Annotated in this window: 14 protein-coding genes; 7 read left to right on the top strand and 7 right to left on the bottom strand. The window is 64.8% G+C overall.

Features of this window, described 5'->3' with window-relative positions; translation table 11 throughout:
• On the top strand, window positions 1–443 hold a 443-nt coding region (locus tag Q0D45_RS10290), incomplete at its 5' end, for a hypothetical protein (RefSeq protein ID WP_293392210.1).
• Window positions 444–447: 4 nt separating this feature from the next.
• Here Q0D45_RS10290 and Q0D45_RS10285 read toward each other — a convergent pair.
• The 5 genes from Q0D45_RS10285 to Q0D45_RS10265 are packed head-to-tail and all read right to left on the bottom strand — an operon-like array spanning window position 448 to window position 5,690.
• Window positions 448–1,323, bottom strand: a complete 876-nt coding sequence (locus tag Q0D45_RS10285; RefSeq protein ID WP_293392207.1) for an HlyD family secretion protein — start codon at window positions 1,321–1,323, stop codon at window positions 448–450.
• 9 nt (window positions 1,324–1,332) lie between these two features.
• A complete protein-coding gene (locus Q0D45_RS10280) occupies window positions 1,333–1,533 on the bottom strand; it encodes a DUF1656 domain-containing protein (protein ID WP_293392204.1) in 201 nt (66 codons plus the stop codon).
• On the bottom strand, window positions 1,523–3,712 hold the full coding sequence (locus Q0D45_RS10275) for an FUSC family protein (protein WP_293392201.1): 2,190 nt from the start codon (window positions 3,710–3,712) through the stop codon (window positions 1,523–1,525). Before Q0D45_RS10275 ends, Q0D45_RS10280 begins: the two co-directional genes overlap by 11 nt.
• Window positions 3,709–4,212, bottom strand: a complete 504-nt coding sequence (locus Q0D45_RS10270; RefSeq protein WP_293392197.1) for a MarR family transcriptional regulator — start codon at window positions 4,210–4,212, stop codon at window positions 3,709–3,711. The genes Q0D45_RS10275 and Q0D45_RS10270 overlap by 4 nt, the downstream gene beginning before the upstream one ends.
• Window positions 4,209–5,690 carry an efflux transporter outer membrane subunit gene (locus Q0D45_RS10265; RefSeq protein ID WP_293392194.1) on the bottom strand — a complete coding sequence of 494 codons (1,482 nt, stop codon included), beginning with the start codon at window positions 5,688–5,690 and terminating at the stop codon, window positions 4,209–4,211. The genes Q0D45_RS10270 and Q0D45_RS10265 overlap by 4 nt, the downstream gene beginning before the upstream one ends.
• Window positions 5,691–5,760: 70 nt before the next feature.
• Here Q0D45_RS10265 and Q0D45_RS10260 point away from each other — a divergent pair, with 70 nt between their 5' ends.
• A complete protein-coding gene (locus Q0D45_RS10260; RefSeq protein WP_293392191.1) occupies window positions 5,761–5,883 on the top strand; it encodes a hypothetical protein in 123 nt (40 codons plus the stop codon).
• Window positions 5,884–5,892: 9 nt separating this feature from the next.
• Here Q0D45_RS10260 and Q0D45_RS10255 read toward each other — a convergent pair whose 3' ends face one another.
• Complete coding sequence (locus tag Q0D45_RS10255) at window positions 5,893–6,810, bottom strand: LysR family transcriptional regulator (RefSeq protein ID WP_293392188.1); 918 nt, start codon at window positions 6,808–6,810, stop codon at window positions 5,893–5,895.
• 106 nt (window positions 6,811–6,916) lie between these two features.
• Between Q0D45_RS10255 and Q0D45_RS10250 the strand changes: the two genes are divergently transcribed.
• The 5 genes from Q0D45_RS10250 to Q0D45_RS10230 all read left to right on the top strand — a co-directional run bounded on the left by Q0D45_RS10250 (window position 6,917) and on the right by Q0D45_RS10230 (window position 11,457).
• Window positions 6,917–7,666, top strand: a complete 750-nt coding sequence (locus tag Q0D45_RS10250) for an SDR family oxidoreductase (protein WP_293392185.1) — start codon at window positions 6,917–6,919, stop codon at window positions 7,664–7,666.
• 213 nt (window positions 7,667–7,879) lie between these two features.
• Window positions 7,880–8,869: a malate dehydrogenase gene (locus Q0D45_RS10245; RefSeq protein WP_293392182.1), complete on the top strand. Its 990-nt coding sequence runs from the start codon at window positions 7,880–7,882 to the stop codon at window positions 8,867–8,869.
• A gap of 133 nt (window positions 8,870–9,002) precedes the next feature.
• On the top strand, window positions 9,003–9,440 hold the full coding sequence (locus tag Q0D45_RS10240; RefSeq protein WP_293392179.1) for a hypothetical protein: 438 nt from the start codon (window positions 9,003–9,005) through the stop codon (window positions 9,438–9,440).
• A gap of 51 nt (window positions 9,441–9,491) precedes the next feature.
• On the top strand, window positions 9,492–10,466 hold the full coding sequence (locus Q0D45_RS10235; RefSeq protein ID WP_293392177.1) for a magnesium transporter CorA family protein: 975 nt from the start codon (window positions 9,492–9,494) through the stop codon (window positions 10,464–10,466).
• Between the two features lie 142 nt (window positions 10,467–10,608).
• A complete protein-coding gene (locus tag Q0D45_RS10230) occupies window positions 10,609–11,457 on the top strand; it encodes a DUF3800 domain-containing protein (RefSeq protein ID WP_293392175.1) in 849 nt (282 codons plus the stop codon).
• Window positions 11,458–11,947: 490 nt separating this feature from the next.
• Here Q0D45_RS10230 and bla read toward each other — a convergent pair whose 3' ends face one another.
• Entirely contained in the window at window positions 11,948–12,844 is an 897-nt protein-coding gene (bla, locus tag Q0D45_RS10225) for a class A beta-lactamase (protein WP_293392172.1), read from the bottom strand.
• Window positions 12,845–13,072: the final 228 nt, after the last annotated feature.

The raw sequence follows: 13,072 nt of genomic DNA, 5'->3' as shown, positions 1-13,072 counted from the left end.
CCGTGGCACCGGGCGTCGACAAGATCCTCGGCAAGACGCCGCACGAGCAGACCGTGTTCGCGTTCGAAACCGCCATCCGCAACGGCATCACCGCGGCCTACGAACCGCTTGCCGACCTGAACAGCGGAACGCCGGCCCGCTACAAGGGCAAGACCTATTTCAATCTGGTCGAGATGGATAGCTACAACTACTGGAACAACAGCTATACCGATCGCCGTCTGGCCTACCGCCAGTACCAGAAGTGCCTGAAGGCCGATCCATCCAACCTGAACTGCGCGCGCGGTATCAACCTGTTGCTGAAGGATGTGACACCGAACCGCGGCGACGTCTTCAAGCTCGCCAGCGATGTCACCAACGAGGACATCAGCTTCTACAAGGACTACCAGCAGAAGCTCGAAGCCTTGCTGGCGACCGCGCAGAACACGCCTGCTCCCGCGCCCTGAGAATTCAGCTGCCGGCGGCCACCGGTTCGACGATCACGGTGCAGGTCATGCCCGAGACCAGCACCGTGCCTTCCGGCACTTCATCGAGTGCGATCCGCACCGGCACGCGCTGGGCGAGACGCACCCAGTTGAAGGTTGGATTGACGTCGGCCAGCAGGCGCGGGCCCAGCGGGTTGTCGCGGTCGGTGATGCCGCGCGAAATGCCGTCGACATGGCCACGCAGTTCGGGGCCACCGCTCATCAGTCGAATCCGGACGGGATCGCCCTCGTGCAGATACGGCAGCTTGGTTTCCTCGAAATAGCCGTTGATGCGGAACGAACGGACATCGACCAGGGCCAGCATCGGCCGGCCGGCGTTGGCGTAGTCGCCAGCGTGGACTTCGAGGTTGCTGACATAGCCATCGACCGGCGCCAGCACCTCGGTGCGCTTCAGGTTCAGCGCCGCGGTATCGCGGGCGGCCTGGGCCTGGTGATAGAGCGCGGCGGCCGAGGAAGCAGTCGATGCCGAAGCTTCACGGCTTTCGCTCGACACCACGATCCCGGACAGGCTCGCACGGCGGGCGGCTTCGCTGCGCTTCATGTCGTAGTCGGCCTTGCGGGCGCTGACCGCGGCATCGGCTTCGGCCAGCGCGTGCTGGTAGCGCTCGGCATCGATGCGCAGCAGCACATCGCCACGCTTCACCCGCTGGTTCTCGGCAACCAGCAGTTCGACGACTGCGCCGGAGACATCGGGTGCGATCGCGATGACATCGGCCTTCACCCGGCCATCACGCGTCCACGGCGAATACTGGTAGTGGCGCCACAGGGTCAGACCAATGACCACGGCAGCGGCGAAGATCAGGCCGGTCGACAGCAGGCGCAGCAGGTTTCTCGGATTCATTTGGCAGACCTAGGAATACAGCGCGAGCCCGAGCGCGCCGAAGATGCAGACGAACAGGCTGAAGCGGAACAGCGCCGGGTGCCAGACGCGGCCATAGACCCCGAGGCTGCCGAGCAGGCCGTCGAGCAGCCACTGCAGGCCGAAGGCGAACAGGAACATCGGCAGCAGGGTCGGCAGGAAGAAGCCGAACAGTTCGATCTCACGTGGCATCGGCAGCTCCTTGCGGCGACGAGGGTGTTTCCAGGGACGTTTCCAGCGATGACAGGGCGGCGTAGCTGGCGTCATCGAGCAGCAGGCCGCGAAGCAGATGCAGCGCGGTGCGGCCGCGGTTCAGCGCCCGGCGCTCTTCGGCGTCGTGGTCGCTGGCATCCAGCGCCTGATCGATGCGCGCCCCGGCGCTGTCGATGCCGGCCAGTGCTTGCTGGCGGCGGCGTGCGGCCGGCTTCTGGAACAGCCGCGCGACGGCGCGCACGGCGCCGTTCAGATGGCTGCGGCTATCGATCCGCAGGGTGCCGATGGTCGCTGCATCGCGGAGATCGATCACCGCACGACCGGCTTCCAGCACCGCCATCGCTCGCGCCAGCAGGGCGCGGTCTTCGCCGCTGCCGCGATCGGCACCGGCGAGCAGCTGGCCAAGCAGATCGCGGGTGCTGTTCTCGAAGCGATGGCGCAGGCCGGTTTCCGGTTCGAAGCAGGCGAGCAGCACCTGGCGACGCAGGCTGCGCGTCAGGTGCAGGCGCAGGCGGCGGGTGCCGGCCGGCACGATCAGCGCGAACGCCGCGGTGGCGATCAGCGCACCGAGCAGCGCCGCGAAGCCTTCGTTGAGCAGCAATGCGGGGTCGTAGCGGGAGACGTTGTCGAGGCCGATGGTGCTGCCGAACATCAGGCAGTAGCCAGCGCCGATGCCGGCGGTGCGGGGATTGGCGATCAGCCAGGCGCCGACCATGATGAACGGCGCCATGCCGGCCACCAGCAGGGCGAAGCCATCGAGCTGCGGCAGCACCAGCAAGCCACAAGTGAACGAGGCGACCAGGCCTGCGCCGAAGCCGATCGCCAGGCCACGCGCGGCGGCCACCGGTGCCGGCAGTGCTGCGAACAGGCAGCACAGGGTGCAGGCGATGATGACCGCGCCGATGCCGCTCGGCCAGGCAGTGACGATCCAGAACGCGCTGACCACCAGCAGCACGGCCGTGGCGCGCAGCCCGGCGAGCGCCGCGGTGATCGCGTCGCCGTGCGCCACGTAAGGCGGTGCCGGCCGCGGCAGCCGGTCGCCAGGCGAGATCAGCGAGATGTAGCTCTCGGTATACGCCTGCAGGTCTTCGGCGAAGCGCTGCAGCAGGTTGTCGTCGCAGTCGAAGTCGAGGCGATCGCTGGGCGCGGCCTCGTCCAGGCCGCTGCCGGCTTCGGCGATCAAGGTCGGCAGTCGTTCGAGGAAGCCGGCCAGCCGGGCAAGCAGCGGCCGGGCTTCGGCGGCCATCGCCGGCAACTGGCCGTCCGCCGGCAGCAGAACGTCGGCCAGCGCGGCATACAGGGGTGTCAGTCGATCGATCGTTGACTGCTGGTGTCGGCGGCGCAGGCGTTCCGTGAATTGGTGGAGCAGATGGATGCCGGTGGTCGCGGTCATGAAATCGGCATTGAGCAAGCGCAAGCGGCCGCTGCGCAGACGAGTCTCCGGGCTTTCGAAATAGGCGGCATCGCGCTGCGCCTCGAAGGCGATGACCTGGGCGAGAAAGCCATCGTGGGCGCGCTCGATCGAGGCGTGATCGAGCCGACCCTGGAGGGCATGGACGACAAAGCGTGCGAAGTCGCGATAGCTGCCGCGTACCGTGACGATCAGGCTGCTGCCCAGCGTCTGCGGCAGCAGCAGATCGCTGACCACGCCGGCGCAGAAGATGCCGAGCAGCACTTCGGAAACGCGGGTCACGGCAATCGCGAAGCTCAGCTCCGGATGCTGAGTCGCTGGCAGGCCGATCAGGCAGGCGGTGTAGCCGGCCAGCACGAAGCCGTAGGCGCGGAAATTCCGAGCCCGCGTCGCACCGGCGGTGCACAGGCCGATCCACAGCGCCAGCGCGCCGAGGAACAGCTCGCGCTGCTGGGCGAACAGGCTCAGCAGGATCAGCGTCGCCGCGCAGCCGACCAGGGTGCCGGCGATGCGGTAGAAGCCTTTCGCCAGCACCAGGCCGGTCTGCGGCTGGGCGACGATGAACACGGTCAGCATCGCCGTGCGCGGCGAATCGAGGCCGATGCGGAAGGCGATCCACAGCGCCAGCATCGCCGCGACGATGGTCTTGGCAACGAAGATCCAGGCGCGGCCTTCGCTGGCCGGCCACTCCCGCAGCGCGCTGCGCCACGGGGCGACGGCAACTGCGTGGGGAGCGATTGCGCTCACGGTGCTGCCTGGTCGAGCCTGACCAGCACCTGGCGCAGCAGCGCGGTCAGCTCCTGGGTCTGGCTGTCGGTGAAGCCGCCATAGAGACGTTCCAGCATCTGCCAGATGTCCGGCTGAAAGCGCTTGACCAGCTGCTCGCCGGCCGCGCTCAGGCGCAACACCACCTTGCGCCGATCCTCGGTGCCGGCGCTGCGCTCGATCAGGCCCTTGGCCAGCAGCTCATCGCAGACGCGGGTGACATTGGTCGGCTTCTCGCCGGTTGCCTGACTCAGCTCGGACGGCGTCAGCGTCTGGTTCGGCGAGCCGTACAGCATCATCAGCGCCGTGTAGGTGACCATGTTCAGGTCGTAGGCCTTCAGCGCCAGATTGCAGAGATCGCTCTGCCGCTTCTGCACATGAGCGACCAGCCGCGCCAGCATCACCCGCTGATGCGGATAGCCGCGCAGGCGCTTGCGGGTGATGGCGATGCGCTGCTCGACTTCGTGGAAGCTGTCGCTCACTGCGCTTCTCCGTGGATGGCCACTTCCTGCGTGGCCTGATAACCGCCGCCGAGTGCCGCCATCAGCGCCGCATGGCTTTCCAGCTGGCGGGCGATCAGCTGCGTGCGGTTGCGCTGCTGCTGCAGCAGCACGCTCTGGGTGTTGAGCACGTTGAGGTAGTCGGTGAGGCCGGCGTGGAAGCCCTGCTCGGCCTGCTGTTCGGCGAGCCGGGCGCTATCGAGGGCTGTTCTGTTCAGCACCAGCTGCTGCTGGATCGAACGCTGACGGCTGATCTCGTCGGCAACCTCGCGCAGCGCGCCGATCACCGCGCTGTTGTAGCGCTCCACGGCTTCGTCGTAGCGCGCGCTTTGCAGGCGCAGGTTGCCGCGCAGACGGCCGCCGTCGAACAGCGGCAGGCTGATCGCCGGGCCGAAGCCGGCGGTGCCGATGTCGGCGAGGCTGCCGGTGACCAGGGTGCTCAGGTTCAGGCTGGCGACGCCGGCAAACGCGGCGAGATTCACGTCGGGATAGAAGCGCGCTTTCGCGACTTCGATGTCCCGGCTGCTCGCCTCCACGCGCCAGCGCTGGGCGACGATGTCCGGCCGGCGGCCAAGCAGATGGGCCGGCAGCGCCGCCGGCAGTTCGGCCGGGTGATCGAGCGCCAGCCGCGGACGACCGATCGCGTCGCCGGCGCCGGGTCCTTGTCCGGCCAGCGCCGCCAGCTGGTGACGGCCGATCGCCAGGTTCTCGTCGATCTGCTCGATCTGTGCTTCGCTGTCCGGCAGCGGCGTCGCCGCCTGATTGACCTCCAGCTCGGTGCCCAGCCCGGCCTCGCGGCGACGGCGGGCGATATCGAGCAGCTGCTGCTGGCGTTCGAGATTGGCGACCAGCACGTCACGAAGCGCGTGCTGCATCGATAGCTGCACATAGGCCTGAACCACCGCCGTAGCCAGCGACAGACGCACGGCCTGGGTCTGGGCTTCGCCGGCACGCACCGTGTCGATCGCGCTATCCAGCGCCTTTTCGTCCTTGCCCCAGAGATCCAGCGTGTAGGAGGCGCGCAACAGCAGATCGGACTTCCAGTAGGTATGCGCAAATTCCGGCGACGGGCTGAACTCCTGCTGAGTCAGGAAGGTGCGCTGGAAGCCTGCCTCGGCATCGAGGCGCGGCAGGGTCGCGGCCTCGGCGCTCTGTGCGTAGCCCTCGGCCTGGGCAACGCGGGCACGGGCCAGTCGCAGATCCGGGTTGCCGGCCAGCGCGGCGGCGACCAGCGCGTCGAGCTGCGGATCACCGTAAGCCTGCCACCAGCGCGTGTCCGGCCAGTCCGCGGGCGCTGACGAAACCAGTGCTTTGCCGGCATCGAGCGCGGCCACGTCCTGCAAGGTCGATTGCGGCGCGATGCCACCGAAGCTCGCACAGCCGACCAGCGCCGAGGCACTGGCGAGCACCAGCAGGCGACGGCGACACGAGGCGATACAATTCAGATACAGATATTTCATTAATGAAATATATAACGATACTCGAACGCCGTCAAAGCCTCCGGCCTGGATAGAAGACGAGCGGCGGATCGTGACGGCCGCAAGCCTGGTGCACGACCGCATCCTGGGCGGCGTGGCGCGCGGTGCCGGCGAGCTGGACTGGTCGGTGATCACCCGGCTGGTGGCCGAGGATGGCAGGCTGAATCGCGGCTAGCGCCGTGATTCAGCCTTGAAAATCCCGCCCGCTGACCAGGGCCGCGGCCAGCCGTGGCTGCTTCAGCTGCTCGACCCACCAGTTCAGCGCCCGGCCATCGTGATCGCCGCGCCAGGCGACATAGAGCGTGTTCGGCTCACGCGGATCGGCGATGTTCAGTTCGATCAGTTCGCCAGCTGCCAACAGGCTGGCGACTCGTTCGCGCGGCAGCCAGCCGATGCCGAGGCCGGCGCGCTGGGCGGCGATCTTGGCGCGCATGCTCGGCACCGCGAGCACCGGCTGGCCGCCGAGCAGGCCGTAGCTGCGGGCATCCGGACGGCGTGAGGAATCGGCGACCACGATCGCGCGGCAGGCGGCGATCGCTTCCCGTTCCACCGGCTGCCGGGCCCTGGCCAGCGGGTGCTTCGGCGACACCGCGAACACCCAGTCCATGCGGCCGAGTTCCTGCCAGCGCAGCTTCGGGATCAGCGGCGGTTCGTTGGTGGCGCCGATGACCAGATCGGCGCGGCCGTCGCGCAGCGCTTCCCAGGTGCCGCCGAGCACTTCGTGGGTGATGCGCAGGCTGACGCCGGATTTGAGCGCATCGAAATCGGCGATCACCGGCAGCAGGGTCGCGAACTCCAGCACTTCGTCAGTGACGATCCGCAGCCGGTCTTCCCAGCCGCCGGCCACCTGCTTGACCCGCTGGGTGAGGCGGGACACGTCCTGCATCAGCCGCGTGGCCTCGCTGGCCAGCAGCGCTCCGGCCGGCGTCAGTTCCAGGCGATAACGGCGGCGATCGAACAGCAGGGCGTCGAAGCGTTCCTCGAGTTGCCGCGCCGCGTGGGACACCGTGCTCGGCGCCTTGCCGAGCTTGGCCGCCGCCCGCGACAGGCTGCCGCTGTCGCGGATCGCTTCGAGCAACGCCAGCTCGTCCTCGGACAACATGTTCGGAATCTCCGCACGAGTTCAACGCGTTGATGGCACGGCAAAGCCGGGCAGCCATCGCAGCATAGGTCGCACGGTCATTCGCCGTAACCCAGGGAGCAATGCGATGAACAGATTCGACGGCAAGACGGTGCTGGTCACCGGCGGCAACAGCGGCATCGGCCTGGCGACAGCGAAAGCCTTTGCCGCGGAAGGCGCGAAGGTGCTGATCACCGGGCGCGACGAAGCGGCGCTGAACCAGGCCGTTGCCGACATCGGCCATGGCGCGCTGGCCATCCGCCACGATGCCGGCGATCTGCCGCAGACCAAGGCGCTGGCGGAGGCGATCGCCGCCCAGGGTCTGTTTCTCGATGCGATCTTCATCAATGCCGGCATGGCCAACTTCGCGTCCTACGAAACCGCCGGCGAAGACCTCTGGGACCGGACCTTCAACACCAATGTCAAAGGCCCGTATTTCACCGTGCAGGCCTTGCTGCCACGCTTGAACCGCGGCGCTTCGATCGTGCTGAACGGCTCGATCAACGCCCACATCGGCATGCCGAACGCTTCGATCTACGCGGCCAGCAAGGCGGCGCTGATCTCGCTGGCCAAGAACTTGTCGGCGGAACTGCTGCCGCGTGGGGTGAGAGTCAACGTGGTCAGCCCGGGGCCGGTGCACACGCCGCTGTACGGCAAGCTGGGCCTTGATAAGGCTGCGCTGGACGCGACCGCCGCCCAGATCCAGAGCCAGATTCCGCTCGGCCGCTTCGGCACGCCGGAGGAAATCGCATCGACGGTGCTGCATCTGGCGGCCACGGAATCGGCGTTCATCGTCGGCACCGAGATCATCGTCGATGGCGGCATGAGTCAGCTGTGAACGGGCAGCCGGCGCCGACCCCACGCCGGGCCTGAACGCTTCGCGCCCTCGGCTTGTCCATGCTGTCGGGCCGCCATCCCGCTGCCGCGACGGCGGCGGGATGGCGGGGCATTCGCCCGCCATCGGTCATAAACGGCATAATTCGCCGCCCAAAAAGCAAATCGAAAGCAAGCCTCCCAGCAGCACTCCAACCCGAACAACAGGACCTCCTCCATGAAGAAGCCCGTCAAGGTCGCCATTACCGGCGCCGCCGGCCAGATTGCCTACTCGCTGATTTTCCGCGTCGCCTCCGGTTCGATGCTCGGTCCGGACCAGCCGGTCATCCTGCAGTTGCTCGAAGTGCCGGTGCCGGAAGTGCTCGAGAAGCTGAAGGGCACGATCATGGAAGTCGAGGATTGCGCGTTCCCGCTGGTCCATTCGATCGAGCTGCACTCGGATCCGATGACCGCCTTCGAAGGCACCGACTACGCGCTGCTGGTTGGCGCCCGTCCGCGCGGCCCGGGCATGGAGCGCAAGGACCTGCTGACCGCCAACGGCGGCATCTTCGGTCCGCAGGGCACCGCACTCGCCGCCAAGGCCTCGAAGAACGTCAAGGTGCTGGTGGTCGGCAATCCGGCCAACACCAATGCGCTGATCGCCGCGACCGCCGCTGCCAAGGGCGGCCTCGATCCGAAGCAGATCCACGCCATGGTTCGCCTCGATCACAACCGCGCGGTGTCGCAGCTGTCGTCGAAGACCGGCGTTCATGGCAATGACATCGACCAGGTGATCATCTGGGGCAACCACAGCTCGACCCAGTACCCGGACGTCAGCCACTGCACCATCGGCGGCAAGAAGGCGATGAGCCTGGTCGATCAGGCCTGGTGCGAGAAGGACTTCATCCCGGTCGTGCAGCAGCGCGGCGCGGCGATCATCAAGGCCCGTGGCCTGTCGTCGGCCGCCTCGGCCGCCTCGGCTGCCGTCGATCACATGCACGACTGGGCGCTGGGTTCGAATGGCAAGTGGGTGTCGATGGGCGTGCCGTCGGACGGCAGCTACGGCATCAAGCCGGGCATCGTTTACGGCTATCCGTGCATCTGCAAGGACGGCGGTTACGAGATCGTCCAGGGCCTGAGCGTGGACGAGTTCTCGCGCGGCAAGATGACCATCACCGAAAACGAGCTGCGTGAAGAACGCGCCGCCGTCGAAGATCTGCTGAAGTAAGGATTGCCGTTGCAGGCCTGTCTGCGAAGACCCTTCGCCAGCCGGCCTGCCAGTGAATCCGCGCGCCGCAGCACGTCATCCGACGTGGCGGCGCGCGGCCTGTTGGATGCGCACTAACCGGACGATCAGACCCATGAAGCCCATGAAATTTGCCGCCGCCTGTTCCGTCACCTTGCTGATGGCCGCGCTGGCACTGCCAGCCTCGGCGTTCGAGTTGAAGGTGAAGAGCGAAAATCCGCAGCTCAGCGAGGCCGCTGTTCGCTCGGCCGTCGGCGCGATCGCCGGCGAGATCGGTCAGAACATTCCGGACGACACCAACATCAAGGTCTACGTCTACACCAAGGCGCTGGACTCGAAGATCACCGGCCAGATGATCTATTTCCATCGCGTGCAGCTGACCAAGGCGGTCAGCGGCGGCCAGCCTTACCCGGTCAGCGCCTGGCTGCCGGTCAAGACCGTGGAGCGCTTCGGCGTCGACGGTCCCGAACAGATTCGCGCGCAGCTCGATGCGGCCTTGCGTGATTTCTTCACCCAGATGAAGTCGATCAGCCCGCAGAAAGGCTTCGAGTAAAAACTGCGGCACCTCCCTTCGCGGCAGCAACAGCGGTCAGAATTCGAGCCCATGCAGATCTATCAGCTGAATCGGCAGGGCGAGGTTCCGAAGCGCATCGACCATGTCGAGCAGTTGCCGGCGGAGGGCTTCATCTGGCTCGACTTCACCCGCAGCGATGCCATCGACTGGCCGATGTGGGCGGAGAAGCTGAGCGGCGAGAAGATCCACGACGCCCACGTCGCCGACAGCTTCAACGGTGACCATCCGTCGTACTTCGACGGCACCGAAGACTACGACATGCTGATCTTCCGCGGCCTGACGCCGGAAGCCTGCGAGTCGGCGAGCAATCTGATCGTCACCAAGTCGGCGGCGTTCTTCATGTTCGACCGCCTGCTGGTCACCATTCACGCTGCCGAGAACGTTTCCTTCCAGCGCGTGAAGGAGAAGTTCTGCGAGACCAAGCTGCGCTTCCCGTCGACACCGATCGGCCTGGTGCACAGCATTCTCGACATCATGGTCGACCGCTACCTGATGATCGTCGACGAGCTCGAAGACCGGCTCGAGAAACTGCAGGACGCGCTGCTCGATCCGAAAGACCCGTTCGACGACTGGCAGGAGCTGCTCAACTACCGCAAGCAGGCGCACCAGTTCGAACTGCTCTGCGAGCACAACCTGCAGACCATCGGCACCTGGCGCCGTCGCATGCGCGTGGAGCTGACCGAAAACCAGCGCGTGCGGCTCGACGATCTGGTCGAGCATCTGACTCGCGTCGAGGTCCACGGCGATGCGCTGCAGAAGGATGTCGAAGTGGCCGTCCAACTCCACTTCGCATCGATGAGCCACCGCACCAACGAGATCGTCCGCACGCTGACCGCAGTCTCGATCGTGTTCTTCCCGCTGACCCTGATCACCGGCCTGTACGGCATGAACTTCGACAACATGCCGGAGCTGCACTGGAAGTACGGCTACTTCATGGTGCTGGGTCTGCTGGCGACGCTGGGATTGGGCTTGGTGTTCTGGTTGAAGCGGCGGAAGGTGTTCTGATTCGACTATTTCAGCGCTGCTGAAACAGCATCGCATTAGAAAATAAGACGGCACTGCGCCTTTCAATTTGTGCCAAGTAGCAGGATCGGGCCTTAACGATTTACAGCTATTGTGAGTAGCTTATTATTTAGGAGTGCCCCGCATGCGGTACATCTATGTTGACGAAGCGGGCACTTCGGCCCATGAGCCGGTTTCAGTTGTGGTCGGCGTCATTGTTCATGCCGATAAGCATTGGAAGAATGCCGAAGCCTCAGTGCACAGGCTGTTCGATCGATTAGTTCCTGACGATAAAAGAGAAGGCTTTGTATTCCATGCGACCGATCTTTTCTCAGGTGGGAAACAGGTGGATCGCAGTAGGTGGGCTTTGGAAGCACGGCTTGAGCTTATCCATGGGATGGTTGCCATCCCAAGACTTTTGGGTATGGCGATTTCAGTAGGAACGGTTCGTCGAGGTGCACCGGGACCCCTAACAAATGTCCGCAGCCAGAAAGCTCCAATTACTAAAGAGCAATTTGACCATATCTATGCTTTCAATTTATGTATGGGGCGCGCCGATAAGTACATTCGAGATCATGCAGACAAGAAGGAAGTCGCAACAGTAGTTGCGGAGGACGCGCCGAAGATGAGGAAGTATCTTCGAAAGTCGCTCGAGCATTTAAGAGATAAACCCATCACGTTACCGGCCAAGCATACTCGACCAACTTTAAAGGAACGGTTGCTTGGCGTTACTCTTCAGCAAACTGAACAAAAAGTAACGCGCATTGTGGATACAGTGCATTTTGTTGATAAGAAGGATGGGCTGCTAATTCAAATATCCGATGCTTGCGCTTTTTCGTTCAGGAGATGGATGGCACGTCAAAGTCATGGAGAAAGCTTTGTAAGGTCGATGCTTGGTTCTGAACTCATCAGACAGGATTGGGCCGGCCTGAGTTCTGCTGCCACATTCGCTTGGCACAGTGGGAACTGCACATCGACTATTCAACGCGTTTGAATTTGTCTTTCCGCAGCCCGAGTAGATTGGGATAGCAGATTCATCGCGTATCCCGACAGATTTGGCGTCACCTGCTTTCCTGACTCTTTTTGCTTCGCCGAACCATTCCGCGCTATCGCGCGGGTCACTTTCCTTGGCACCCAAGGAAAGTGACCAAAGGAAGGGCGCCCCCGGCGCTGCGTCGGATCGCGAGTCCTTCCGTCGAGCCCCGGCCCGGCCCAACATCACGGCCGGGCGTTCAGATTCGCAGCGAGCAGTGCTCGCAAAGCGCGAATCTTCACCCTGTGCTTCTCGGCCATGACGGGGCTTTTCGACGCGCCATCCGTGGCGCGGCGAAAAGGCTTCGGCTCCTGCCTCGCCTCCTGCGGAGCCTGTCCGCCATAGCCTGCGATGCTCGGCGCGCTTAAGGGGGATCAGAGTCAAAAGCCAAGGCAACGGCAGAATCAAATGCAGGGTCGCGGCGATCTGGAATGGGTGCCGGTCAAGTGGCTCAGGCCGCGCGCTGCAGATCGTCCCGAATCCAGCGGCCGATGTCGGCAATCGCCGCTTCCTGCTCCGCGCGCGATACGCGAGCCCGCGTCAGGTACACGGCGATGATGATCGGCTTGCCCGAGGGCGACCACAGCACGCCGACATCGCCGGCGGTGCCGGTGTCGGAAAAGCCGGTGCCGGTCTTGTCCGCGAGCCGCCAGCCTGCGGGCAGACCGGCGCGCAGACGTTTGTCGCTGGTCTTGGTCGCGAGCATCCACTGGGTCAGCTGTTCGCGTGAGGCCGGCGACAGCTGGTCTTCGAGCAGCAGGCGGCGCAGGTTGGCGGTCATCGCCGCCGGCGTGCTGGTGTCGCGGACATCGCCGGGCAGGGCTTCGTTGAGCAGCGGCTCGCCGCGATCAAGGCGGGAATGGGCATCGCCGATCGAACGCATATAGCGGTTCCACTCGGGAATGCCGCCGGTTTCACGCAGGATCAGGTTGGCTGCCGTGTTGTCGCTTTCGGTGATCGCGGCGTCGCAAAGCTCACCCAGGGTCATGCCGTTGCCGCCGAGGCGCGGCTCGGTTACCGGCGACCACTCCATCAGCTCGTCGCGGCTGAACTGAATGCGACGCCCCAGCTGTTCCTGACCAGCATCGACCCGGCTGAGCACTACGGCCGCTGCCAGCCACTTGAAGGTGCTGCACATCGGGAAGCGCTCATCGGCCTTGTAGCCGACCATTCTTCCGCTGCCGACCTCGATGCAGTTGATGCCCAGCCGCCCACCCAGCTTCGCTTCCAGCGCTTTGCAGCGTGCCTGGAGGCTGTCCAGCTTCCTGGGCTTTTTTTGGGCGCTGAGCGGGTAGCTGGATGTGGCCAATGCCAGGCCGACCAGGCGATTGAAAGTTCTTCTGTCCATGATGGTTCTTGAAGTGTTTGCGTTGGGATCAGGTTGTTCGGATCAGCGGCTTGGGCGTCCAGGCAGCCGAAAACTGCAAAGGTAGAACAAGCCGAGCACCGGATTAAAGTCCTATGGCGCGCATCCGGAAAGACAGCTTCCAGTCCGGCCCTGACCTTCGGGAAGCCCGCGCTCAGCGGCCCCGAAGTCGCGTGCTAGGATTTCGCGCACTTGCAGCCCCCTCCCGTC

Origin of the sequence: Nevskia sp., assembly GCF_023266035.1 — a bacterium.
Classification (GTDB): Bacteria; Pseudomonadota; Gammaproteobacteria; order Nevskiales; family Nevskiaceae; genus Nevskia.
This window is presented reverse-complemented; position numbering and strand designations above follow the sequence as displayed.